The sequence below is a fragment of the Burkholderia sp. R-40 genome, assembly GCF_049942845.1.
In the GTDB taxonomy this organism is placed as follows: Bacteria; Pseudomonadota; Gammaproteobacteria; order Burkholderiales; family Burkholderiaceae; genus Burkholderia; species Burkholderia ambifaria.
This window is the reverse complement of record NZ_CP187967.1, coordinates 1,465,121-1,490,091: the sequence shown is the minus strand read 5'-3', so window position 1 is coordinate 1,490,091 and position 24,971 is coordinate 1,465,121. Positions and strand designations below refer to the sequence as shown.

The window sequence follows — 24,971 nt, the reverse complement described above, 5'->3', positions numbered from 1 at the left end:
AACCACTCCGTGATGGGCGCCGCGTCAGTCGCGCGCCCGATCGAGCTTCGGTGCCAGCATCGACTGCACGCCGCGCGCGACACCCTTCCACATCCGTACGTAACCGTCCAGGCCCACGCGCAGCACTTCCTTCAGCCCGCGCAACGGCGTGTCCGTGCGCGTGCTCGCGTGCCAGTCGAGCCACGCGTCCGCGCGGCCGAACGTGCATTGCACGAGCTGGCGCTCCTGCTCGAGCGTCAGCGCCTCGAAGCTCACGCCGACGTGGGTCGGCGTCACGCGGCTCACGCGCACCGGGAACGGGAACGGCCGGTCGCCGCGCGTCACGCACACCGTCAGCGTGTCGCCGATCGCGAGCGGCAGCCCCGGCACCGCCTCGAGGCCGAGGCCGCCGGTCGAGTAGTCGCTCGTGAAGCACGCGGCCGTCGAGCCGTCGGCGAGCAGCAGCGTCGCCGGCACGCGCATCGCGATCCGGTGCGTGACGCGCACCTGCTTGGTCTCGCGCGCAACCGCCAGCGCCGCGCCGAGCATCGCGAGGTTGTAGACGGTCCAGCCGAGCGTGATCAGGATCGTCGACGCCTCGTCGCCCTGGTCGGCCACGAGCCGCCACAGCCCGGCCGCGATCGCGAGCACGTTCAGCGCGAACAGCACGAGGTACGGCTTCGACGTCGACCAGTCGACGTAACCTTCGTCGATCTTGCCGCCTTTATCGGTCACGTTGAACTTGCCGTGCTTCGGGCTGAAGAACGCGACGGTGGTCGGCAGCGCGATGTACCACGCGAGCACCGATTCGTAGACCTCGGCCCAGAACGAATGGCGATAGCGGCCCTGCATCCGCGAGTTCGCGACGTTCGCGAGCACCAGGTACGGGATCACGTAGCTCGCGAGCGCGATCGACGACGCGTTGATGAAGTACAGGTGGAAGAACAGGTACGCGAGCGGAATCGTCAGGAACACGAGCCGCGGGATCCCGTAGAAGAAATGCAGCATCGCGTTGCCGTAGCAGATCCGCTGGATGAAGCCGAGCCCGCGCCCGAGAAACGGGTTGTCGATACGGAAGATCTGCGCCATCCCGCGCGCCCAGCGCGTGCGCTGCTTCACGTGGCCCGCGAGGCTCTCGGTCGCGAGGCCGGCCGCCTGCACGGTCGGCAGGTACGCCGACGTGTAGCCGCGGCGATGCAGCTTGAGCGCGGTGTGCGCGTCCTCGGTCACGGTCTCGACCGCGACGCCGCCCACCTCCTCCAGCGCGGTGCGCTTGAGCACCGCGCACGATCCGCAGAAGAACGTCGCGTTCCACAGGTCGTTGCCCGACTGCACGAGCCCGTAGAACAGGTTGCCCTCGTTCGGGATCTCGCGGAACGTGCCGAGGTTGCGCTCGAACGGATCGGGCGAGAAGAAATGGTGCGGCGTCTGCACCAGCGCGCATTTCGGGTCGCGCAGGAACACGCCCATCGTGGTCTGCAGGAACGAGCGCGTCGGCACGTGATCGCAGTCGAAGATCGCGATGTATTCGCCGTGCGTCTTCGGCAGCGCGCGGTTGATGTTGCCGGCCTTCGCGTGCAGGTTGTCATCGCGCGTCAGGTAGCCGATGCCGGCCTCCCGCGCGAACGCCGCGAACTCGGGGCGCTTGCCGTCGTCGAGCAGGTACACGCGCAGCTTGCCGGTCGGCCAGTCGATGCTCTGCGCGGCGAACACGGTCGGCTTCACGACCGACAGCGGCTCGTTGTAGGTCGGAATGTAGATGTCGACGCTCGGCCAGCTGTCCGGGTCGTCGGGCAGCGGCACGATCGGCCGGTCGAGCGGCCACGCGGTCTGCACGAAGCCGAGCAGCAGGATCATCCACGTATAGGCTTCGGCGCCGTACAGCAGGTAGCCGGCGACCGCCTCGATCGGGCTGCGGAAATCGAGCGTCTGGGTCGTGCGCCACCACACGTAGCGAAGCGTGGCGAGCAGCGCGAGCGACGCGAGCGCGAGGGTCGGCAGATGGCCCGGCAGGCGGCGCAGCGCGAGCGCCAGCACCGCGACGATCGCGAAGAACGCGAACTGCGCGCCGGGCATCAGCGGCGACATCGCGGCCGCGGCCCACATGAGGCCGCCCGCGCACAGCAGCAGCGGCGCGAGCCAGCGGTGCCGGCCGACGCCGTTCGCGCGCGCGTCGAGCCAGCCGCCCCAGCGCGCCCACGGCAAACGCTCGAGCTGTGCGCCGATGCGTGCGCCGAGCGCGCGCACGACGACGTACACCGGCACGACGAACGTGTCGAACCACGCGAGCGGATCGCGCGCGGGCTGCTCGCCGGCCGCGCGCGGTGCGCGCACGATCGCGCGCCACAGCCATTCACGCGGGCTCAGCGGCTGCAGCACGCCCCATTCGCGCGCGAGCCAGAGGAACGCGGTGCGCGCCCGGCGGCGGATAGGGTCGGGCCGGCCGAGCGGCGGCGCATGGAAGAACAGCCGCACGAGCCAGTCGAGCAGCGTGCGCTCGGCCGGCAGCCCGATTCCGCGCGCGCACCAGTCGGTCGCGCGTCGGACCGTGGCGCGCCAGCGCGACGCGAACGCGGCTTTCATCGCGACGCTCCAGCACGGCCGGCCGCGGCCGCCGTGAGCCATGCATCGACCCAGTTCGCGACGCCGTTCAGGTCGTGCGACGCCTGCGAATACGGGGCGTCGTCGAAGATCCAGCTGCCGCGCGCGAGCGTTTCGGGCACGGCCGCGTCGACGTGAATGCGCTGCTCGAGCATCGACTCCGGCCCCACGACGGCCCGCAGCATCGCGAGCGCATCGCGCTGCATGTCGCGCGCGGGGTTCAGCCGGTTCACGACGATCTGCAGGTCGCCGCGGCCACCGCGCAGCGCGTCCAGGCGCGCGGCGACGGTCGCGCACGCGGCCGGTTCGGGCGGCACGACGACGAGCGTCAGATCGGCGCGGCGAATCGCCTGCTCGGCCTGCGGCGACGGATAGCGGGCCGTGTCGACCAGCACGACGCCCTCGGCCGGCAGCGCGATCTCGTCGAGCGCGCGCGAGAGCCAGTCGGGATCGGCCGCGAGCCGCGCATCGCACGCGGCGGCGCCTGCCGCGTCGACCTGCCCATACGGAACGAACAGCACGCCGTCGGCATTGCGCCATGTGTGCGCGTGCCACGGCGCGGCGTCGGCAGGGTCCGCGAGCAGGCTGTGCGCGAGCCCGTGTTCGGCCAGCGTGTCGAGCCCGAGCGTCGCGCCCATCAGATTCTGCGCGTCGAACTCGACCGCGACGACCGGCCGGCCGCGGCGCGCGAGCAGCACCGCGAGCGCGCCGGCGAGCGTCGTGCGGCCCGCGCCGCCAGTGGTCGAGATGATGGCGATCGTCTTCATCGCGCGGCCTCGTCGGTGCGCTCGGCGTCGGGCAGCAGGCGTCCGCGCAGCGCGATCGGCACGAGTTCGCACGGCACCGCGTCGCGCCGGTGCAGCCCGCGCGGCGCATGAAAACCGCGGCCGATGCCGAGGTGCTGCGCGACGATCCACACCGGCACCGCGATCGCGATGCCGACGATGAATCCGATGACGAGTTCGGCGATCATGCGCCCTCCGGCTTGCGCAGCGGCATCGCGCTGCGGATGGCGCCGCGCGCACGCGCGGCGGGAATGTCGGCAGACGGTGCCGGTGCAGCGGCGGCTGGCACGGTTTCTTCGTCGCGCATGGGCGGCGGCGATATATCGATGCTCGGATCGGTCATGCCACCCGATTCGGCATTCTCCGCGCCCACGCCCCCGCCCGCGCGTTCGGCCGGCACGCGCGTCGCGCCCGCTTGCTTCGTAGCCGCGAACAGGTCGCTGTAGTCGGCGATCGGCGCGCGCCGGTTCTCGGTCTTCAGCGCATCGAGCTCGGTGTCGATGCTGCCTGCCCCGAGACACACGACGCGATCGGACAGCGTATCGACCGGCACGTCGAAGATCCGCGCGAGCGCGTCCTCGGCATCGACCGGTTCGCACGCGAACAGGAACACGTACAGGTGCGCGGCGTCGGCCGTCACGACGTCGCCGGCGCGGCGCGGCCGGCAGTGCCGCAGCGCGTCGACATGCGACACGCCGGGCAGCAGCGCGATCTTCGCGAGCGTATGCGGCAGCGCGAGCACGGCGCCGCGATCGAGCACCGCGCGAATGCGCAGGCAGAACGCGCCGACCGGCAGGTAGCCGAGCACCGAATCGCCGAGCGCGGCCGCGAGCGCCGCGCGATAGTCGGGCGCGACGGGCCGCGCATAGAGCTGCCCGTGCAGCGCGTTCACCGCGGCCTGCATCCGCGACAGCGGCAGGTCGCGCGCGACGACGCGGTTCGCGCCGACGCTCAGCAACAGCATCTCGAACTGCTGGCGGAGCACCTCGCCGCGTTCGACCACGGCGATCTTCAGCGCGCCGCCGCATTGGCGGCGCAGCGCGTGCACGGCCGCGCACAACGCCTCGAGCTGCGGATGCGAGCGGAACGCGAGCACCGCGGTCGCAGCCTGCGCGTGCGCACAGGCAGCAACGACCGCTGCGTTATCCTCGACGATTTCCCAGCCGGCGGGCACGCGGCCCGCATCGTCGAGCGCCGCGCGGCTGGCGACGACGCGATCCTCGTCGGTCGCGAGCTTCATTCCGCGCGACGGCTGGACGGCGCCACCGTCGACGATCGCCGCGAGCCGGCCGCCCGGCGCGAAGCGCAGCGGCCGCACTTCGCCGGCCGCGAGCGTGTCGCCCGCGCGCCAGAAATCGACGACCCACAGCAGTTCGCCGTGCGTGCGCTGCAGTTGCGCGACGCCCGAGCACACGCCGTGAAAGCCGCTGCGCGGCGCGCGATTCGCGACGCGCACGAGCGGCGGATCGTCGGTGTCGGGAGCGGCGCCGGTGCGCGCGATTTCAGGATCGACCAGCAGCACCAGCGCGATCCGGTGCGTGCGGCACCAGTCGGCGAGCGCGTGCGCCTCTTCCGCGAGCGCGGCCGGATCGTCCCAGCTGAACCAGCGTTGCGCGCCTTCGATGAAATACAGCGAGCGCGTGCGAAAGCCGTAGCGCTTCATCGCGCGCAAGCCACCCGCGAGCCGTGCGAACGGCGCGGTCGCCACATGGCGCGGCGTACCCGGTTCGATCGCGGCATCGCCGTCGGCTGCCACGGACGCGGACGCGGACACGGACGGCATCGCCAGCACGTTCAAATTGCGCGGCCAGCCGGCCGGCTGTGCGCCGCCCGCGAAACCACGCGCCTGCATCTGCGCGGCCACGCGCGCCGCGTCGCGTGACAGCACGACCGTCACGTCGCGCGTGCGCGACTGCCGCGCGCTTTCCCACACCAGCGCGTCACACGCCGGCGTGCCGGTGGCGGCATAGACGGCGTACAGGCCGCCTGCTTCCAGTTGCGTCCACGCATCGGGCAGCCCGTCGATCGCGAGCCGGCTCAGCGGGCCGGCGCGGCCGCGGGCCGGGCCCGTGCGCAGCAGCGCGCGCAGGCGGCCCAGCAGGCCGGCGGCGCCGAGCGCGGGACGGGTTGCGTCGATTTCGGTATTCACGCGTTCCATATGCAAGCAGACCCTAGTAATCCGAATAAAGCCGCACCGGCGTCGGCGTGACGAGCCAGCTGCGCTCCGCGCGCGCGTCGAACGCATAGCGCAGGTACACGAGCGCCGAACTCGGCGCATAGTCATGCGACCGGTCGACATGCAGTTGCGCGCCGACGCTCAGGTGCGGATTCACGCGATACTCGACGATGCCGTTCACGCCGTACGAAAACGACACGCCGCGCGTCGAACTGCCCGTATAGACCAGCCCGGCCGCCTCCTGCGCGGCGCGCTGGCCCGCGAAGGTCGGGTAGAACAGCGAATCCTTTTCATAGCTGTTCGAGATCCCGGCCGTGACGGTCAGATCCCACGACAGCGCGTCGCGCCGCCCCGCCCACTCGATCGGCACGCCGAGCGACAGGTAGCGCTGCGGGCTGTAGTAACCGCCCTGCCCGTACGTGTAGTAGCGCAGGTTCTGCGCGTAATGCCACGCATTGCCGACGAGCCCCGTGCTCACCCGCATCGTCGCGCGTTCGTACACGGGCACCGTGAAGCCCGAGCGCAGCGTGACTTCCGCGTTGCGCTCGACGTTGCGGCCCGACAGCACGCCCGCGCCGAGTTCCGCGAACAGGTTCACGCGGCCGACGTCGACCGCCGCACGCAGGTTCACGCCGTCGCGGCGCACGCCGCCCCACACCGCACCGGTCCACGGGTCGCGCATCCCCGCATACGACAGCACGCTGCTCGTTTCCGGCCGGCGCGACGCGTTCACGGCGAAGCTCGCCGGGCCCGCGTCGAAGTGGTAGCGCACGCCGCCGACCAGGTAATGCACCGGGAAACCGAGCGGCGACGTGCCGAGATCGACGCGCCACGCGTCCGTGCGATAGCCGGCGCCGAGCGCGACGCCCGTCGTCGGCTGGTGCAGGTCGCCGCGCGGATGCGCGATCAACTCCGCGGCCGACGGATTCGATGCGAACGGCGCAGGCAACCCGATCGGCGCGTTGAGCGCGGCGTAGGTCCCGAAGGTCTTCAGCGTATACGCGTTCGGGTTGCTCGTATCGAGCGTGCCTGCGTCCAGATGCACGGTGTCGAGCTGCAGGAACGCATGGCCGTCGTAGCGCACCGGCACCTGCAGGTAGATCGGCACCTGCTGCGCGCGGTACGCGGACACCCCTTCGTCGCCCGACTTGTACGCGGGCAGCCAGCCGGTCTCGATCTCCGGGTCGCGCCGCTGCTCGAGATCCGCGAACGCGGCCTGCGCGGGCGTGCGGCCGTCGCGACCCGGGCTCACGCCGCTCGTGCGTTCCTGCGACAGCGACAGCCGGTACAGCGACGCGGCATCGTCGTAGCGGCCCTGCGCCTCGGCCACGCGCCCGGCTGCCACCGTCACGTCGGCGCGCGCCGGATACGCGGCCTGCAGCGGGCCGGTCACCTGCGCGGCTTCGTCCGGGCGGCGCAGCGCGTTCAGGCGGCGCACGACCGACAGCCGCGTATCGACGTCGTCGTCCGGCGTGCGCGCGAGCACGGCCTGCACGCGCGCGAGCGCCGCGGCGCGATGACCGCTGTCCTCGTCGATCCGTGCGAGCGCGAGCTGCGTATCGGCATCGTCCGGCGTGCGCGCGACGACCGGCGCGAGCGCGTCGCGCGCCGCGTCGTAGTGCCCCTGCGCGCGTTCGAGGTCGGCCAGTTCCAGTGCGTAGCGCTTGTCCGCGCGACCGGCCTCGCTCGCCCGACCGAGCAGCGTGTGTGCGCGCGCATAGTCCTGCCGCGCGATCGCGTCGTCCGTCTGCCGCAGCACGAGCCGCAGCGACTGATCCTCGATGCGCGCGGTCTGTGCGGCCGTCAGCGCCGGCTCGCGGCGCAGCGCGTCGAGCCACGCGGCGAGCGCGTCGTCGCGCCCCGCGCTGCCGAGCAGATCGCCGTAGCGCAGCCGGACGTCAGTATCGGCCTCTCTTGGATGCGAGGCGATCCAGTCGCGCAACGGCGCGAGGCCGCGCTCGGGCTCGCCCGCGTCGATCCACTGCGCGCCGATCGCCGCGAGCATGTCGGGATCGTCGGGCGCGCTCGCCTGCGCATGCGCGAGCGACGCGGCGAACGCCGCGCGATCGCCGCGCCCGAGCGCGCCGCGCGCGTCGGCCAGCGCACCTTCCGCGTCGAGCTTGCGCGCGAGCGCCCGCATGCCGTCCGAGCGGTGCGCGTCGTCGACGCCCGCGAGCGCGGCCTGCGCGCCAGCGACGTCGTCGAGCGAGTTGCGGTACAGCGCGGTCGCATAGCGCATCTCGGGCGTGTCGCTCTGCGCGAGCCCGTCGTCCATCACCGTGCGGCCGAGCTGCGGCAGCCCGATGTCGCGATACAGCCGCGCGAGCGCGAAACGCGTCCACGGCTCATCGGGCGCCGCACGCACCGCGGCTTCGTAGCGTTGCGCGGCCGGCCCGCGTTCGCCCTTGTCGGCGAGCGCGCGCGCCTGGCTCGCGAGCAGGTCGGCGCGCAGCCCGTCGAGCGCGCGGCGATCGTCGCGGCCCGTCACGCGACCCTGCAGCGCGTCGAGCAGCGGGCCGACGCGATCCGTGCGGCCGGTGTTCTCATAGAGCATCGCGGTGCCGCGCACCGCCGACAGGGTCGGCGAACGGGCGGCCAGCAGTTCGCGCAGCAACGGCTCCGCGCGTGCCCAGTCGCGCTGCGCGAGCAGCGCATCGACAAGCTGCAGCTTCGCGTCCGGGCTGGCGGGCTGCATCGCGAGCGCGGCGCGCGCCGCGCGCTCGGCATCCTGCGGCCGCCCGGACGAAGCCGCCGCGCGGCCCTGCGCGAGCAACCCCCAGAACTGCGCGGTGCGCGCGAGGCCCTGCCACTTGCCGCGCTGGTCGGTCGAGCGCGCCGCAGCGCGCGTGAACAGCGCACGTGCTTCGTCGTGCCGGCCTTCGCGCAAGCGCAGCAGGCCGAGCCCGCCGAGCGCATCGGCGTCGTCGGCGCGCGCCTGCGCGGCGCGCGCGAGCAGCGGATCGGCGCCGGCCAGGTCGCCGCGCGCGAGCGCCTGCAGGCCGCGCTGCTGCGCGATGTAGTCGGGATCGCGTTCGAGCCGGCGTTGCGCGTCGCGCTGCCGGTCGAGGGTCGCGGCGCGATCGCGGAATTCGGTGTCGTCCGGCACGAGCGCCAGATACGCATGCAATGCGTCGAGATACGCGGGATCGGCGCCGGCGGATTGCAGCACGCGGCGCCACAGGGCCATCGCGTCCGTATGGTCGGTGTCGGCCCGCTTCGCGAGCGACCACGCGATCCGGTTCGCTTCCGCGCGCGTGTCGTCGCGCTGGTTCAGCAGCCGCGCGAGCGCCAGCGCCGCGCTCACGTCCTGCGGATCGGCCGCGACCGCGCGGCGCAGCGCGGCGATCGCCGGTTCGCGGCCGCCCGGCGCATTCGACACGATCTGGTAGTACTCGGCGCCGAGCGCGCCGGACGGCGCGCCGTTCGGAAACAGCGCGACGATCCGCCGGGCCGCTTCGTCGGCGCGGCCGCTGCGCGCGAGCAGGCGGATCTGCGCCATCTCGCCGCGCCCGCTCGTCGCGACGCGGTATTCGTCGGCCGCCCGCCGCGTGCCGGGTGCCGCGGGCGCACGCGCCTGCAGGCGCGCCAGCGCGGCCTGCGCGCCTTGCGCGTCGCCGAGCCGCAACAGCACGCGCATCTGCTCCGCGAGCAGTTCGGGATCGTCCGGCGCGATCAGCAGCCCCTTGCGCAGCGCGTCGCGCGCGAGGTCGTCGCGATGCTTCGCGCCCCACATGCGGGCGGTCGAGAGCTGGCGCTGCGCGTCGGCCCGATCGGTCGTGGCCGGCGCCGGCGCGGCTTTCGGCGCGACGGTTTTCGGTGGCGGAGCAACCGCGGAGGCGGTGGCGCCAGCAGCCGCGGCCGGCGCCGCCGCGCAGACCGACGACGCGAGCCACGCGAACCCGGCGACACGCGGTGCGGTGCGCTTCATCGGGCCGCGCATGGACGCCCCTCCCAGCGCGCGTCGAGCGATCCGTCCGCGCCGAACCGGTAGCGGCCCTCGCGCCAGCCGAGGCCGAACAGCGTCAGCACGCTCGTGTAGTAGCCGGGCGCCGACTGGCGCGCGAGCGTATCGACTCGCGCCGCCTGCGCATCGGCGAGCGCACGCTGGCCGCGCGCGTCGAGGAACGGCACGGCCGCCGCGGAGAAGCCGCCGTTGCCGTCGTTCGGCCCCGCTACGCCGGTCGTCGTGTCGACCTTCTCCGGCGGCGCGCCATGCGCGGCAATGTAGTCGGCAAACGGGGCGAACCGCGCGAGCAGCGGCGCGGCGAGCGGATCGGCGCGATCGAGCATGCCGGCCCACAGGTACACGCGGATCGCGTTGTACGCGCTTTCCGCGCGGGTTTGCGGATCGGGCCCGAAGCCGGCGCCCGCGCGATACAGCGCCCAGTCCGGCGAAAAACCCTTCGGCGCGGTGTCGAGCAGCACGCGCCCGGTGCTGGTAGCGAGCGCGGCCCAGCGCCGATCGTCGGGCAGGCGCGTGGCGAGCCCGCGAATCACCTGCGGCGGCGAATAGCTCGGGTTCACGCGCCATTGACCGTTGGCCAGCTTGAAGCCGGTCGGCCCGGGCAGCAGCGTGAGGCCGAGGCCCGGCACGCTGGCCGTCTCGTCGTTCAGCACGCGCTTCGCGAGCAGCGCGCCGCGCGCCGTGTAGCTGCGCTCGCGCCACAGCCGGCCGGCTTCGACGAGCGTGTACGCGATCCACAGGTCGGCGTCCGACGCCGCGTTCGCGTCGAGCACGCGCCATGCGCCGTCCGGCGCGCGGCCCCACAGCCACGCCGGCAGACGGGCGCTCAGGTCGCCCTGCGCGAGGTTGTTCTCGGTCCATGCGAGGATCGTGTCGAACGTGCGCCGGTCGTTCGCGACCAGCGCGAAGAACAGTCCATACGCCTGCCCCTCCGATACCGTGCGCGAATCGGCCGAGCCGACGTCGATCACCCGGCCGTCGGCCGACACGAAATCGCGCTTGAACGCGTCCCAGCGCGGCCACGCCGCGCCGCACTGCGCGTCGGCAGCGCCGCTTTGCGCCGCCTGCGCGCGCCCGGCGGTCGCGGTCGCGGTCGCGGTCGCCGCGCACGCCGCCGCGACGGCCAGCACGAGTGTCGTGCCGACGCGCCGCGCCGGCCGCGTTGCCCGTCGCCTTGCGAATGCCCACGCCATCCGTTACATCCCCCGTCGACGCGCGGCGATTCTCTGCAGCACGCTGAACACGCCGAGCGCGAGCAGCAGCCCCGCGGCGACGCCGACCACGCCGAGCACGACCGGATGCCGCGCCGCCTGCGTCCAGACGCGCGCATACCACGGCACGAAGCCGACCACGTACGGCTCGCCCACACGGAGGCTGTCCACCTGCCCCGGCCGCACCAGCGCGAGGTCGCCCTGCAGCTGCGACACGAGGCCCGGCTTCTCGAATACGTCGAGCAGATCGGCCAGGCGCGTCTGGTCGGTCGCCGTCAGCGCGACGACACTGCGGCCATGGCTGCCCGGCAGCTCGAAGCCGGCGAGCGCGGCGAGCGAGCCCGTCTGCTCGATATGCGCGCCGCCGTCGGCCATGCCGATGCCGTTGCGCCAGCGTTCCTTCACCGAGAAGGCGACCCGCGTCGCGCCCGTGCCGCCCTGCTGGTCGATCGTCAGCGGCAGCGCCGCGCGCCAGTGCGACAGCAGCGGCGACGCGGGCGAGCCGTCGATCACGAGCAGGTCCTTGCGGCCCGCCAGCGCAGCGACGTCGCCGGGCCGCGCAACCTCCACGCGCAGCGCCGGGAAACCGGTCCACTGGCCCATGTGGCCGAGCATCGTCAGGTAGGCTTCGAGCTCCTGCGGCGACGGCCGGTCCGGGATCACGACGGCCGTCTGCGACAGGTCGGCGAAGCGCGTGAACGGGAAGCCGCTGTTCGCGAAGAACGCGAGGTTCGGCAACTGCGCGTAGTGGACGAAGTGCGAGAAGTCGATCGTCGAATCGGGATCGATCGCCGCGCGCTGCGGCTCGGTCGCGGTGCTCGAGCAGAGCCCCGTCTTCTGCGAATCCAGCGTGAAGCGGAACTGCAGCTGATTGCCGCTGCCGACGCGAAACGCCGGGATGTCCACATCGCTCGTCACGCGCCCTTCCGGCACCGCGAGCAGCGGCAGCTGCATGCGCCCGCGCGCGTCTTCCGCATGTGCAGGCCCGAGTCGGTACGACTTCACGAGCTGTTCGTTGATCTCGACCGCGAGCGTCGAGTCGTCCTGCACCGTCGGCGCCGTATAGCGGTAGCGCAGCGTGATCGGCACGCCCGAACCGTTCCACGAATGGAGATCGGCCGGCACGCGCAGGTTCAGGCGGATCGCATCGGGCGTCGTGCCGCGCACTTCGAGCTCGCGCGGGTCCGACACGAGCTCGCGGAACGTGATCGGCCGGTTCACCGGCAGCCAGCGCGGCGCGTCGTACGGTTTGCGGGGCGCGCCGAGATCGACATGCGCGACGGTGGCCGCCGGGCCCGACAGCGCCGCACGGCCGAGCACCACCGCCGCGACCGCGTCGTCGACTTCGGCCGCCGTGCGGCCCGTCACGACCAGCAGCTTGCGGCCCGGCGCGGCCGGGTTGTCGGCCACCGCGAGCAGCGGGCCGTTGACCGACGGCAGCGCGAGGCCGGCCGGCAGCGTCGAAGCCGTGCCGACCACCACCGCCTGGTCGTCGGCAGGCAGCGTCGCCGCGACCGGGAAGCGCGCCTGCCGGTAGTCGGCTTGCGCGCCGAACCACGACGCGAGCACGCCGGCGCTGCGCAGCGTCGCCGAATCGGGCGACGCCGGCAGCACGAACGGCAGCCGCAGCAGCCCGTTGTCGCGCCGGTCGAAGAACGGCGCGGGCAGCAGCGCCAGGTCGTTCGGCAGGCGCAGCGGCGATTCGTCGAGGATCAGCTCGCTCGTCGGGCTCACGTCGGCCCACAGCGCCGAGTTCGACGGGTCCTCGCAGTGATCGAGCGTGTAGTGCGCGATCAGGCGCAGCCCGATCTGGTTGAAATCGGAGAAGTAGCGCGGATCGATCGGGATGTCCTGCGTGACCGTGCGGCCCGCGCGCGTCGCGTCGAACGGGACCGTCGCGATCACCTCGCCGTTCATCGACACCTTCAGGTGCGACATCGGGAACACCAGCGACGGCGAATACGCGTAGGTCAGACGCAGCCGCGCGCCGGTCACCACGCGATCGAGCCGCACGCCCGCATTGATCGTGCGCGCGTCGTCGGCGCCGCGCAGACGCACCGGATCGAATGCGCCGAGCGACGCGAACGGCAGGTGCACGGTCGTCGTCGGCAGCCCGGCGGACGCCGCGCTGGCGGCATTCGGCACGGCCGCGCCGCTGGCGGGCGACGGCACGGCCGGACTGCCGGCGGACGCCGAAGCGGCGGCAGGCACCGCCGGCATCGGTGCGGCCGACAACGCGGCCGCATGGAGCGCGCCGAACGTGGCCACCGACAGGACGAACAGCGAAACGGCCGGCTTCATGCGCGGCTCCGCATCGTCGTGATCGTCCGGTTATCAAGCGCGTCGCGACCGACGCGCGCACAGCAGTTCTGCCCGCGAGTGCACATCCCCACTGCTTCCCCTCAATGTCTGGCCTGAATGCAATTATCGAAACGACGCGGCGAACTCTCTGGCTGCCGATTCGTCAGACGGTGCGCACGCCTGGCACAGGCGCTCGCACATTCGTCACACTATCTCAAAATCAGGGCGAAACTCACCGTGATTCGCGCTGACGAAGCGAAAAACAACTCAATTCGGTCGGAAATGCTGCGCGCCGCGATTGAATGGCAAGAATTACGCCGTTGCTGCCTGCCGGACCGACCGGCATACTGCCGGCGCGCCGGGCTGGCGGTCGAAGACCCGACTACCGGCCGAATGCCGGTTGCGACCCCTTGCGGGCCGCCCGGATGCGCTGCCGCGCGAGCGGCGCGTATGCTACCGCAAGCTCGCACAGAGCGCCGCGCTTTCTTTATGGAAAACTGACTTGGATCAAATTGTCGACACTGCCACCCCGTCCCCCGACACGCTGCTGCGCATCATTGCCGCGCAGGCCGAAATCGCGAAACTCGGCCTCGATCTCGGCAGCGTGATGGCGTACGTGACCGAGCAGGTGCCGCAGCTTACGGGGGCGAGCGGCGCGGCGGTCGAATTCGCCGAAGGCGACGACATGGTGTACCGCGCCGCGTCGGGCTCCGCTGCCGGGATGCTTGGGCTGCGGCTGCGCCGCTCGGGCAGCCTGTCCGGCCTGTGCGTGACGCGCGGTGAATTGCTGCGCTGCACGGATTCGGAAACCGACCCGCGCGTCGATCGCGACGCGTGCCGCCGGGTCGGGCTGCGCTCGATGCTGGTGATGCCGCTCACGCATGCGGACACGACGGTCGGCGTGCTGAAGGTGATGTCGCCGGACGTCGACGGTTTTTCAGCCGCCGACGCCGGCACGCTGCGGCTGATGGCCGACCTGATCGCCGCCGCGATGTTCCACGCGGCGCGCAACGAAGCCAACGAGCTGTACCTGCGCGCGACGCACGACGCGCTCACCGGCCTGCCGAACCGCGCGCTGTTCTACGACCGCCTGCGCCAGTCGATGCACACGGCGCTGCGCGCGAACGGCCGGCTCGGCATCCTCAACATCGACATGGACGGGCTCAAGCCGATCAACGACGGCCTCGGCCACCGCGCGGGCGACGCCGCGCTGCGCGAGATCGCGATGCGGATGCTCGGCGCCGTGCGGCGCTCGGATACGGTCGCGCGGGTGGGCGGCGACGAGTTCGCGGTGATCCTGCCGAACGTCGGCGGCCGCGACGACGTCGACGCGCAACGCGCCCGGCTCGCGCGGCAGGTCGGCGAGCCGTTCGAATTCGACGGGCATCCGCTGCGGCTCGGCGTCAGCGTCGGCATCGCGATGCTGCCCGACGACGGCACCGACATGAACGCGCTGATCGAGCATGCGGATCGGGAGATGTATGAGGTGAAGCGCACGCGGAGGCGGCGGGAGGCGCAGGTGTGATACGAAGGCGGAATATCGCGTCTCCCGTCTCGGCATCCGGCGAAACAGAAAGCAGATCGACATACGATGACAGCAATATGTAATTTTATGGTTATCATTGCGATCCCAAGCACCGACACGCCCGACATCATGTGGCGCAACCGAGCAGGCAAAGAGTACGTGCCTTTGTCGCTCGATCGGTTCGCCACTTCACGCAATGGATCATCTGCTTCCGCACTACGAACGAGAGCTTGGCCTGCTGCGCGCATCAATTGCCTCCTTCTCGGCGCGCTATCCCAAAATTGCCGTCCGCCTCGGGATCAACGGAGATCGCTCTGAAGATCCGCATATCGAGCGAATGCTGCAGTCATTCGCTCTTCTTGCCGCGAATATCGGCACTCGGCTCAATGACGAGTATCCCGAATTCACCACGTCGCTCGCAGGCATGCTGTGTCCGCAATACCTGCGACCGGTCCCGGCATGTACGATTGCCCGGTTCGACATCGGCGACGTGTTCGACAAGCTGACCGAGCCGTCGTCGATTCGCCGCAACACCGAACTCTCGAGCAAAGCGGAGGACTGCCGCTTCCGTACTGTCTACGACGTTACGCTTGCGCCCATACGCATCGAGCACGCGCGGTACGGGCCGGCAACCAGCGTTCCGTCCTATGCGGTATTGCCACCGAGCACGTCCGGCCTCCTCTCGATCACTTTCGCGGTTACGCGGCCTGATTTTCGTATCGCGTCCATCCCGAGTCCGCTGCGTGTCCATATCCACGGCGCAGACGAAGTCGTCGCCACGATCCTCGATTCGATGACAATGCGGACCGCGGCAGCGTTCGTCGAAGACGCGCAACAGCGGTGGACCGCATTGCACGCTTCGCCGCTTGCACCGGTAGGCTATGACGACACCGAGCGGCTGATAGAGGAGGACGACGGAGCGCCGGCCCTGCGATTGCTCGGCGAATACTTCGCATACTCGAAGAAGTTCGATTTCGTTGACGTCGATCTCGGTGCGCTGACCGATGCAGCAGGCCCGGATCACAAACTGACGCTGCACCTCGCGATCGGCGGCATACATCCGGACTCGCGGGAAGCCCAGCGGCTGGGCGCGTTGTCGGCAGATAACCTGAAGCTCTTCTGCACGCCGATCGTCAATTTGTTCCGGCTAACGTCGGTGCCGCTCAAACGAGACTCGCTGACCGGCACGTATCCGGTGCAGTCGCAGAACACCGATGCAGCGCAGGTTGCGATCTGGTCGGTCGACACGGTACGGGCCACGACTGGCGTGTCGAGGGCGGCTGTCATTCCGCCGTTCACGTCGCTCATGCATGGCGGTGTCGGCGGCCCGACCGGCCCCTACTGGATTTCCGTCCAACGCGCGGCGACGACTTCTTCGGGAAAAGCCGAGGCTGCGATCAGTCTGGTGGGACTCGATGGTCGCCCTGCGTCCGACACCGGGATCGAGCAGATCACCGCGAACATGACGTGCACGAACGGCGATCTCCCCCGGACGATACGGGCGAGTGCGCCGAATGGCGATCTCGTCAATGAGCAAGGCGCAATCGTGTCGCGCATCGACATGCTCGACGCGCCCACCGCGGTTTCCCGTCTACCGCAAGAAGGCGACGCCGTATGGCGGCTCATCGCCCAACTCGCGCCGCATTCGATCGAACTGACCCGTTCGGGGCTTGCAGAATTGAAACGCCTGCTCCGCCAATTTGCGGTGCAGTCGGGCACGCACGCGAATCTGATCGATGGATTGACGAACCTGGGTCATCGCGTCCGGCAACTCTGGCTGTCGGGAGAGCCGATGCCGAGCTTTGTACGCGGTCTGGAGGTGACGCTGACCGTGGACGAACAGGCGTTCGCGGCAACGAGTCTGAATGCGTTCGTCGGTGTGATGGAGCGTTTTTTCACTGCACATATGTCCGCAACGAATTTCGTGCAGCTGGTCGTCATGTCCGCCAACAACGGCAGGGAAATTCGCCGCTGTGCGCCGCGACCGGGAGCGACGCCGCTTGTCTGACCTCGCGGTGCGACACGTCTCGTGGAACGTTCGCCGGTCACCTATGCCGATCAGACGAGGCTCGAAATCAAACAACATCCACAAGTCGCGCGATGGCCGTGCCGGGCAATCGGAATGCCATCGTCAGTCATCGATTCGTCGCCCTCGACGATCAGGTTCGGTTTGACCTCGGGATGCTGCGGACACGTCACTTCGTCGCCCTTGCGCGCCACGAATCGGCCGTCGAAGCGCATCTTCGACGAACCTGTGATTACCTTGCCGCCATGGTCGGTGTCGTCGCCGACACGGATGAGGTTCATCATGAATTCGATTCCTTGCTCGTAACGTGATCCGGATGCTTGTCAGTAGCGGAAATACAGGATGCCCAGTGCGGCGGGGTCGCCCGATTGCTTATTCTTCTTCGTGATGGCCGGTAGATCGATGTTTTTAACATCCTTCCAGCCGAATCCTTCGAAGATTCCTTCGGCCAGGCGAACAAAACCCATCATTTTTCGGGCAACGCGATAGGTAATGAGCGCGTAACCCAACGCGGACATCAGAGTCCCCAGTGCGCACGATATGGCCAAATCCTCGATTGGCACGCCGCCTTTACAAATAGCAAAGCACGCAATTATAAAATATGCGACAAATATCGCAGCCGCGAAAAACGCCCCACCCCATTTAAACGAAACTCGATAATGAGCAAAGCGTCCTCGACTACAATGCGGATGAAGCGCCACAATTTTGTCCGACAGTCGCCGGATACCGAAGGCCTGCCAAGTGTCACCCCAACGCTCAGCAACGACCTCTACCTCGTCGCCTTCCGTGAACACCGACCACCAAACCCAGGCCTTCACAGTCGTCCCATCGAGATCGAACTCGATCAGATCGGCATCTTCGGTCGTATCCATTGCCATACCGCCCAGCCCAACAGCAACTCCGCTCAATCCGACCAAGCCGGCCGCGACGGCCGTCGCGCCCATCTTGGTTCGGTCAGCATCGGTAAAGAAGAAGTCTTGACTGCAACGAGTCTTGCGAAGGTTGCAGATGCGCCCACGCAGCAACTGAGACTGCGGTCGTGATGTGAGGTTAGTAACGGAAATACAGCACCCCCAAGGCTCCCGGCTCGCCCGGTTGCTTATTCTTCTTCGTGATGGCCGGAAGATCGATATTTTTAACGTCCTTCCAGCCAAACCCCTCAAAAATTCCTTCGGCCAGCCGAACGAAGCCCATCATCTTACGGGCAACGCGGTAAGTAATGAACCCATAACCCAGCGCCGACACCAGAGTTCCCAGCGAAATCGATATAAGAAGATTTTCAACCGGCATTCCACCCCTCAATATTAAAAAACATGCCGATATAAAATATAGTACGGCCATTGCCGCCGCAAAAAATATCCCACCCCATTTAAACGACGCACGGTAATGCGCAAAGCGACCTCGACTGCAATGCGGGTGAAGGGCAACGATTTTATCTGAGAGTCGTCGAATACCAAACGCCTGCCACGCGCCATCGAAACGCTCTGCAACAACTTCTACTTCATCACCTTCCGAAAATATCGACCACCACACCCAGGCCCTGACTGATTCACCATTAAGATCGAATTCAAGCAAATCTGCTTCTTCAGTAGTGTCCATCGCCATACCACTTAGTCCAACGGCAATCCCACCCAATCCAACCAAACCAGCAGCAACGGCCGTCGCGCCCATCTTGGCGCGATCAACATCACTGAACAGAAAGTCATGACTGCAACGCGTCTTTTTAAGATGCTTAATATTCCCACGCAACAATACAGCAGAAGCAGCTTTATTTACACTCATATTCATCACACTCCGGCATCGGATTTCAAACCGACACTAGCAAGAGCCTTCTCAAATTCGTCCCGTTGCTTGTCCATAGCCCACGGCGGACTATCCTGCCCCTTGCCAAACGCGCATTTCTCGAACCATGTCTGCAATTCGTTATCGGTGAAATATGCAATCAAAAGCTGTAGTACCACGAGCGCCACGGCTACCTCCCAACCAGCAAGGAACAACACCATCCGGCCAATCACCAGTAGGCCAGCGCGCTCGGTAATTACAATTCCGGCCTCTTCGGCAGCTACACCAACTACCCTCATACCAACTTTGTAAGCCTCTCCGGTCGCGGCACCTGCAGCTATTGCTCCGGACCTGGCTGCTGCCCCTGCGATACCCGCGCCCATCTTTCCGATAAATACCACCCCACGCCCCCCTGTAATCCGGGAAACCAATGGTGCAGATGACGTCAATGCTGTAAGAAAATTGGCTGCCGTCGCCCCAAAACCGATCGACGCTTTAAAGAAATAGGCAGCCGCCATGGAGTACTGACTCTTGCTACCGCTATCAATGAATTTATATGTATCCAGCACCATCCCGATCATCGAAGACGCCCCGCCAAAATACCCGGTAATCGCCTTCAGATTGCTCAACGTCCGCGCCGCGTCCTTCGACAATCCCGTCATCAGCTTCGTCGAAGCCTGCAGGCAAGCGGACATCGACGAGAATCCCCCCGCCACCAACATCGCGTAGTCTTCGCCCTTCTTGTCCGCCTTCGCAAGCGCGCAACCGAAGCTCAGCAACTCGATCACGGCCAGCGTGCCGCCGATCCGCACACCGAGATTGACCGCCTTGCCTTCCTGCGTCAACTTGACCGCATTCCATTTCGCCCGATAGAGCTGGCCGCCTTCGTGTTCGGCGAGCGACTGAATCGTCCTGACGAACGCGTCTTTCGCCACGACGCCCTGACTGCGCAACGTCCGATATCCCTGCTGCAACCTCAGACGCAACTCCGGTTCGACCTTGATCGCCTGCCTGACGAGATCAATCGTGTCCGCCTTGCTGATGCCGATGCGCAACATCAGCGCACCGCGAATCATGAATGTACCGGCGCAATCGCCCAGAACGCCAAGCCCCGTCCATTTGAACAGTGCATTGCCCATCGTGATGACGAGTGCATCGCCCTGAAGGCTTTTCAAATACTTTTCCGACACCGATACGGGACTCTGATGCTCATGCACCTCCTGCATCTTGTCGCGGAAATCGACGAAGTTCTTCAACTGCTCCAGCACTTTGCTGACCTTGTCGGCGATGTCGCTGACCGTGTCGGTCTTGGTCGTCTTGTTCGCGATCGCCTGGGCCAGCAACTGCTTGATCTCGGCCTTCGGTTGCTTCTGGTTGTAGGCGAACGCACGCCACACGAGACTGGTCGGCAAAGTGGGATCCATGTTGTTGACCAGTTCTTCGACGACGGCCGCACCACGATCCTCCGACGGCAATCCGTTGATCGCCTCGATCACGACTTTCTCGAACGCCCGTCCGTCGTCCGCGTTTTCTTCGTGATAGTCATGCAGCGCGGCGATGAACGTGGGCGCCTTCAGCCATGCCTTCACGTCGGGGGTACGGCGCGCCTGAATTGCCTTGACCGCATCCTGAACAGACGTGAACCATGGCCGGAAGGCGCCGAGCTTGCGCAGATTCAGTTTGCCCTCGTACTTGGGCCACTCGGCATCGCCGATCGTCTTCGCTTCTTCGGGGCTGATCACGCCCGCTTGCTCGATGCGCCGGTCCGACGCCGCCTGCTGCTCGGGCGAGACGACGGCGTAACTCGGAATGCCGTCCATCGCGCCGGGGTTGTTCAGCATGCCTTCCCAGCCGGCCCGCAGGGCGGAGCGCATGCGGCTTTTGAACGCAACCGCCCCGTTGCGCACGGCCACCTCGGCTGCATCGATCGAGAGCATCGCGTCGATTTGCCGGCCCTGCTCCTTCACGTACAGCGACAACATGCTGCCTGCATCGTTACGAAAATCGTTCAGTTCGTGAACGTTGCCGATGCCGTCCCACAACGCGAGCATCATGGGCGGATGAGATTGCCCTTTCCCGGTCGAGCCGATCGTGTTCATCAGTTTGACCAGCGCTTCGCTCGTCGACAGTGGCGACGCCTGTCGGATATGCAGCGGGTAGCGGGTCGACTCCCGTCCCATCAGCTTCGGGTCGTAAGCGCCGGTCTCGTCGGTCAATCGCTGGTCCTGCGGGACGAGCAGTTTGGGGTCCAGCGCCGGCATGTACTCGATGACATCATCAATCCGCTCACGCGTTGCAACGACCGCATGCTTCTTCGGGTCGTTACCGCCGTTGATCCATTTGGACGGCTCGATCCATTGCATGCGCTGCTCGCGCAATGCCGGATTTTCCTCGTATCGCTTGAATGTATCCTCGACCCATGCGTGCTCGGAAAATGCGATGTAGACACGATCCGTGCATTTTTCCGGCCGCTCGATCGCGATCAAGTCCATCGGCACCGCAATCGCACACTGGGCGCACGCGGGATGCGTGGACGGTTCCTCAGGCAGCGGACGCGATTGTTTCCACAGTCGCCCGTCTTCCGTCACCTTGTACACCTCCCACCGCTTGGGACCTCGGGCACTCTGGACGTAATACAGGTACACCCATCCATCGCGGAGGGTGCGCAGCCCGTAACGGTGCGTCGTCAGTGGCACGTCGGTGATGCCTTTCCCGCCAATGCCGTCCGGAAGCTTTGCCGGAACCTTATTCGGCAAAACGGTATAGCGGACAGGCAGGATCGGCAGCCCGGTCTTCTGGCAATTCGCGCATTCTCGTTCAGTGGTCGCCATTTCTTTTATTCGTATCTCGTGTCGGGGCTCGGTCGGCGTTGCGGGTCGGATAGCGAGGCCGCCTGTCCGTACCACGCCCCTTGTCGAATTTCGTCGATGTCGTCAGGCTGAAGGTGGCCGATCGCCGCAGTATAAAAATCGTCGGGCGAAAAATGCTTCAACACCTTCTCAATCTCGGGATGCCGATCGAAGTGCGGATGCCAGTCGAGCGCGTGCCCGATGAACGCGATCAGGTCGTCACGATCCTGCAGCCCGTATTGCTCGGCCCGCGCCGCGGCCGCAACGGCCGCGTCTACTTCCGCAGGCGTCGGCTGACGGCCTGCCGCCAACGCGTGTAATGCGAGCGCACGGTTGACGAGGCCGTGGCGATGCACTTCCGGCCATTGCGCGGCCGTCAGCGAACACGCCCGGCTCGATCCAACGCCACGGCCATACGCTCGCGGTTTCGCGCACACGTCGAGTGCATGCCAGACAGTCACCGGCCCGAGTAGCGCCTGCTGCTGTTGCTCGGTCAATAGCGGCCAGATCAAACCCAACGCACGGGTATCGTAAAAGCGCAGCGCACATAGCCGCCCGCGCTCGTCGTACTGCAACACTTGCGTCGACCAGTGGCCGGCGACTTCGTCGGCGGAAGCGGTGCTCGCCAACCATCCGCCGATTCGCTGTCCGAGGCCCTGCGCCATCGACGCGGGACGCCGGTCTTCGAATGCGAGCCGCACGCTTTCCTTCAGCAGCATGGCGCCTGCCGGCGACCGCAAATCCAGTTCAACGAGGTAAGGGTACTGTTCAGCTGGAAATCCGTCGTGCGCGATCGTCACGATCGTGCGCCTCAGCTCGCTGAATGCCGATCCGTCGTCTGACAGCACATCACGCTGCGACGGATCGACAACCAGAAGACAACGCATTTCAGGGTGCTTGTCGAAATAGGCGTGCAGCACACTGGCGGTGGCGTCGATCACTGCGTTCTCGCTAGACGCACTCACGCCATCCGCACGATCCGCGACACGATTGTTCGGAGTATTCATCATGACTACTCCAGCACGACGCTCGACGCACTGTCGGCCGCCGCCGACGCCGTCTTCCATGCGCACCCTTTCTGTACACTCGCAATCGGCGACGGCAGGCGCATCGATGACGCACCGGGCTTGTCCCACGATGCACATTTCTCGAGGATCTGGCCGCTCGTGCCGTTCTCGATCAGGTCGGGCGCGATCTTGATATAAGAGCCGCCGGCACCGATCCAGATCTCTTTTTCCGCGGAGATCACGACACGCCCGCTCGAACTCGTGATCGTCACGTCGTTGAGCGCCGCAAGCTTCATCTCGTCGCTCTGCGCCTGAATCTCGACCTTCCCCTTGGCGGCGAAGAGCTTGATCCCCGCGTTCTGAGCAAACAGGCTGATCTTTTCCATCACGCTCGCGATCAGCGATTTCCCGGCGGCGACGTGCGTACTTCTGCCGCTGACGATATTGACTTGCTGGTTCGCCGTGAGCTGCGCCGAGTCCTGCGTCGATACGCCCACACCCGCGGGGCTCGCAATCAGCATGATCGGCGACGAGAACCCGTTTGCGCTACCCGTGCCGCCACCTCCCGTTCGCCCGCCGCTGCCTGCGCCACCCGCCACGTTGTACTGCGTTGCGTCGGTGAATCGCTTCAGCGCGTCGTGCCCTTCGTCCAGGCTCTCGGCCTGATTTGCCGCACTCGCCTGGGACGTCAGTTCCACCACGCTCTCCGCACTCGCCAATTGCTCGGTCGCGGCAGTCACGTTCAGAGGCTGGTGAGCCGTTGTCGAATGCGTCGAAACGAACAGCCCCTGCCCCGCACGAATGGCGCCGTACGCGTCCGATTTGAGATCGAAGCCATTGCCGAGGAATGCGCCGCGTGCATTGTCCGTATGCTGGATCAGGTAGCCGAGATGCAGATGGGACTGATAGCTGCTGGAATAGAGGTGAACGCGATTCTGCTGCGTCGAGTCGTCCATCACGAGCTGGTTGTAGCCCGTCCCGCCGTACTCGCGCGACCGGTAGCCCGACAGCAGTCCGTTCGAGTGCCACACCGGTTGGGTCGCGCCCCCGTACATCCTCGCAATGATGACGGGCCGGTCGCAATCGCCTTCCATGAAACCGACGACGACCTCATCGCCCTTGCGCAATGGCTGGATGCCACCGCGGTTCGCACCGGCATCGAGAAAAGTCGGCCGCACCCAACACGACGCGCGTTCGTCCTGGTCATTGCGGCGGTTCCAGTGAAACCACACCTTCACGCGATTCAACGAGTCGGTGTACACCTCTTCACCACCCGGTCCGGCAACGATCGCGTTCTGCAACTGCATGACCGGCTTCTTGTGCTCGAACGGACTGCGAAACGGAACGTTGCGCGGCTGTGCCTCGACCTTAACCTGAAAGAAGCCTTCGCTGCCGTCTGCATGCCGCACGGTTGCTCCGGCCTTCGCCTCGGAAACCTCGGCAGCCAGCCCATCGGGAAAGGCCTCCACACCATCGAGACCCGGCACGTTGTTGGATATCAGCCAGTCGACTCCAAGCAGCACGAACTCTCGATCGGCCTGGTTGCCCGCATCGTGAATCGGGTGACCGCGAAGTTCGAAACGCCTTCCCGGCATCGCGCAACGCAAGCCGCCCACACCGTGAAAGCGCTTCATTCGCGACATCTTCTCTTCAAGACGAATCCGCGCGAGGCGTTCGCCCTGCTCCCGATCGGACCACATGTAGGCACCCGGATAGTCGTAGACCTCGCCGTCCGTCGGCAAATTGCCGTGGACGTCGGTCACGCCTTGAACCTGTCGGGGAAGATCGGGCCGCTTGTAGTCGAACGAGCGCGACGTCAGTTGCGCACTCTCGATCTGAAGCTGCTCCTTCCATTGAGCGAATCCGTCCAGCTCGCCGCCAATTTCCATGCGGCCGAACTCGACGACCGGTTGCCTGAGCGCGGGAACGAAGTAGGCGTCGTCCGTCACGACCATCGTGTGGGATCGGCCGTCGTCCGCTTGTTCGAAGTAGGGAAATACACCCACCTCTTCCATGCTTCGGTGGACGAAATTCAGATCGTATTCCCATTGCACGCGATTCGAATACGACGGTAACGCACCATGCAGGTCGAAGCGGAACGCGCCGCGTGCCTGCGCATGCTCGTTGAATACGTCGGTGAGAATCTGTTCGCCGTTCTGCTCCTGCCAATCGCGCATGTCGCGACGCAGGCACAGGAAGTAAAGCCACGAGGAAAAGGCCAGCTTGTAGTACGTGAGCGGGCCATCGGATCCCAGCCGGCTGAAGCGGTGAACGTAACCGTGAATCGGCATGTACGTACCGTCGACCTGCTGAATCCAGAGCGTCACCGGCTTGGCCAGCAGCGCCTTGAGGTCGATCTGGCCACCGCGCGGCGACACGACGTCGATCACGAATTCATAGTCGCGTCCTAATCTGGCCGTTCCTTTAACGTACAGAGGCAGTAACCAGTCGACGCCGAGTGGCGTGTCCAGTTTGACAAGACGATTGTATTGCGCGTCGCCCAGACGCAACGTCTTATAAAGTGCGGTATGGCCCATGCAGCATGCCCTTGATTGTATTAAGGCGGGATTTCTGCCGAGCCGATATTATAAATACCTTTCACAATAAATTCGATTAGCCGACAGTCTTTGAATATTGTCAGGTTCAAAGCAACGACCATCGGGTAAATATTTCCGATATTCCGTATTTTGGTTTTGATTCGGCAATCATTACACGACACGCACCTTCTTCCATGCGTGGCTCTCGCTCGGTGGCACCCCGCCGCC

Annotated in this window: 15 protein-coding genes; 2 read left to right on the top strand and 13 right to left on the bottom strand. The window is 66.8% G+C overall.

Annotation, left to right across the window (positions count from 1 at the left end; translation table 11 throughout):
• Window positions 1-24: 24 nt before the first annotated feature.
• Genes bcsA through bcsB form a run of 7 tightly spaced genes read right to left on the bottom strand, consistent with a single transcriptional unit; the run spans window position 25 to window position 13,017 of the window.
• Window positions 25-2,562, bottom strand: coding sequence for a UDP-forming cellulose synthase catalytic subunit (gene bcsA / locus ACP26O_RS06945; RefSeq protein ID WP_175663878.1), 2,538 nt, complete (start codon window positions 2,560-2,562; stop codon window positions 25-27).
• On the bottom strand, window positions 2,559-3,347 hold the full coding sequence (gene bcsQ / locus ACP26O_RS06940; RefSeq protein ID WP_175663879.1) for a cellulose biosynthesis protein BcsQ: 789 nt from the start codon (window positions 3,345-3,347) through the stop codon (window positions 2,559-2,561). Before bcsQ ends, bcsA begins: the two co-directional genes overlap by 4 nt.
• Window positions 3,344-3,553, bottom strand: a complete 210-nt coding sequence (locus tag ACP26O_RS06935) for a hypothetical protein (RefSeq protein ID WP_105833244.1) — start codon at window positions 3,551-3,553, stop codon at window positions 3,344-3,346. Before ACP26O_RS06935 ends, bcsQ begins: the two co-directional genes overlap by 4 nt.
• On the bottom strand, window positions 3,550-5,514 hold the full coding sequence (bcsE, locus tag ACP26O_RS06930; protein ID WP_175663880.1) for a cellulose biosynthesis protein BcsE: 1,965 nt from the start codon (window positions 5,512-5,514) through the stop codon (window positions 3,550-3,552). Before bcsE ends, ACP26O_RS06935 begins: the two co-directional genes overlap by 4 nt.
• Window positions 5,515-5,536: 22 nt before the next feature.
• A complete protein-coding gene (locus tag ACP26O_RS06925; RefSeq protein WP_175663881.1) occupies window positions 5,537-9,481 on the bottom strand; it encodes a cellulose synthase subunit BcsC-related outer membrane protein in 3,945 nt (1,314 codons plus the stop codon).
• A complete protein-coding gene (gene bcsZ / locus ACP26O_RS06920) occupies window positions 9,466-10,698 on the bottom strand; it encodes a cellulose synthase complex periplasmic endoglucanase BcsZ (protein ID WP_175663882.1) in 1,233 nt (410 codons plus the stop codon). Before bcsZ ends, ACP26O_RS06925 begins: the two co-directional genes overlap by 16 nt.
• Window positions 10,699-10,701: 3 nt before the next feature.
• Complete coding sequence (bcsB, locus tag ACP26O_RS06915) at window positions 10,702-13,017, bottom strand: cellulose biosynthesis cyclic di-GMP-binding regulatory protein BcsB (protein WP_175663883.1); 2,316 nt, start codon at window positions 13,015-13,017, stop codon at window positions 10,702-10,704.
• Between the two features lie 298 nt (window positions 13,018-13,315).
• On the opposite strand from bcsB, the gene ACP26O_RS06910 reads away from it, so the two are divergent.
• Together ACP26O_RS06910 and tssF are read left to right on the top strand one after the other, a co-directional pair.
• Window positions 13,316-14,542: a sensor domain-containing diguanylate cyclase gene (locus tag ACP26O_RS06910; protein ID WP_244101290.1), complete on the top strand. Its 1,227-nt coding sequence runs from the start codon at window positions 13,316-13,318 to the stop codon at window positions 14,540-14,542.
• Between the two features lie 196 nt (window positions 14,543-14,738).
• Entirely contained in the window at window positions 14,739-16,550 is a 1,812-nt protein-coding gene (gene tssF / locus ACP26O_RS06905) for a type VI secretion system baseplate subunit TssF (RefSeq protein WP_175663885.1), read from the top strand.
• A 50-nt stretch (window positions 16,551-16,600) separates the two neighbouring features.
• Here tssF and ACP26O_RS06900 read toward each other — a convergent pair whose 3' ends face one another.
• Genes ACP26O_RS06900 through ACP26O_RS06875 form a run of 6 tightly spaced genes read right to left on the bottom strand, consistent with a single transcriptional unit; the run spans window position 16,601 to window position 24,743 of the window.
• Window positions 16,601-16,852 (bottom strand): PAAR domain-containing protein, encoded by a 252-nt coding sequence (locus ACP26O_RS06900; RefSeq protein ID WP_105787315.1) that lies wholly within the window; start codon window positions 16,850-16,852, stop codon window positions 16,601-16,603.
• Between the two features lie 39 nt (window positions 16,853-16,891).
• Window positions 16,892-17,593: a putative type VI secretion system effector gene (locus ACP26O_RS06895; protein ID WP_244103848.1), complete on the bottom strand. Its 702-nt coding sequence runs from the start codon at window positions 17,591-17,593 to the stop codon at window positions 16,892-16,894.
• 25 nt (window positions 17,594-17,618) lie between these two features.
• The gene (locus ACP26O_RS06890) at window positions 17,619-18,356 is read right to left on the bottom strand and encodes a putative type VI secretion system effector (RefSeq protein WP_175663886.1); all 738 of its coding nucleotides are present in this window, start codon (window positions 18,354-18,356) and stop codon (window positions 17,619-17,621) included.
• Window positions 18,356-21,181, bottom strand: coding sequence for a T6SS effector BTH_I2691 family protein (locus tag ACP26O_RS06885; RefSeq protein WP_175663887.1), 2,826 nt, complete (start codon window positions 21,179-21,181; stop codon window positions 18,356-18,358). The genes ACP26O_RS06890 and ACP26O_RS06885 overlap by 1 nt, the downstream gene beginning before the upstream one ends.
• 5 nt (window positions 21,182-21,186) lie before the next feature.
• A complete protein-coding gene (locus ACP26O_RS06880) occupies window positions 21,187-22,209 on the bottom strand; it encodes a DUF4123 domain-containing protein (protein ID WP_341771696.1) in 1,023 nt (340 codons plus the stop codon).
• Window positions 22,210-22,211: 2 nt separating this feature from the next.
• Entirely contained in the window at window positions 22,212-24,743 is a 2,532-nt protein-coding gene (locus ACP26O_RS06875) for a type VI secretion system Vgr family protein (protein WP_175663888.1), read from the bottom strand.
• Window positions 24,744-24,971 lie beyond the last annotated feature (228 nt).

Coding starts and splice junctions, on each gene's coding strand:
- ACP26O_RS06900 (WP_105787315.1), bottom strand. CDS start 16,852: ATGATGAACCTCATCCGTGTCGGCGACGACACCGACCATGGCGGCAAG.
- ACP26O_RS06935 (WP_105833244.1), bottom strand. CDS start 3,553: ATGATCGCCGAACTCGTCATCGGATTCATCGTCGGCATCGCGATCGCG.
- ACP26O_RS06925 (WP_175663881.1), bottom strand. CDS start 9,481: ATGCGCGGCCCGATGAAGCGCACCGCACCGCGTGTCGCCGGGTTCGCG.
- bcsA (WP_175663878.1), bottom strand. CDS start 2,562: ATGAAAGCCGCGTTCGCGTCGCGCTGGCGCGCCACGGTCCGACGCGCG.
- ACP26O_RS06890 (WP_175663886.1), bottom strand. CDS start 18,356: ATGAATATGAGTGTAAATAAAGCTGCTTCTGCTGTATTGTTGCGTGGG.
- bcsB (WP_175663883.1), bottom strand. CDS start 13,017: ATGAAGCCGGCCGTTTCGCTGTTCGTCCTGTCGGTGGCCACGTTCGGC.
- tssF (WP_175663885.1), top strand. CDS start 14,739: ATGGATCATCTGCTTCCGCACTACGAACGAGAGCTTGGCCTGCTGCGC.
- bcsQ (WP_175663879.1), bottom strand. CDS start 3,347: ATGAAGACGATCGCCATCATCTCGACCACTGGCGGCGCGGGCCGCACG.
- bcsZ (WP_175663882.1), bottom strand. CDS start 10,698: ATGGCGTGGGCATTCGCAAGGCGACGGGCAACGCGGCCGGCGCGGCGC.
- ACP26O_RS06885 (WP_175663887.1), bottom strand. CDS start 21,181: ATGGCGACCACTGAACGAGAATGCGCGAATTGCCAGAAGACCGGGCTG.
- ACP26O_RS06875 (WP_175663888.1), bottom strand. CDS start 24,743: ATGGGCCATACCGCACTTTATAAGACGTTGCGTCTGGGCGACGCGCAA.
- ACP26O_RS06880 (WP_341771696.1), bottom strand. CDS start 22,209: ATGATGAATACTCCGAACAATCGTGTCGCGGATCGTGCGGATGGCGTG.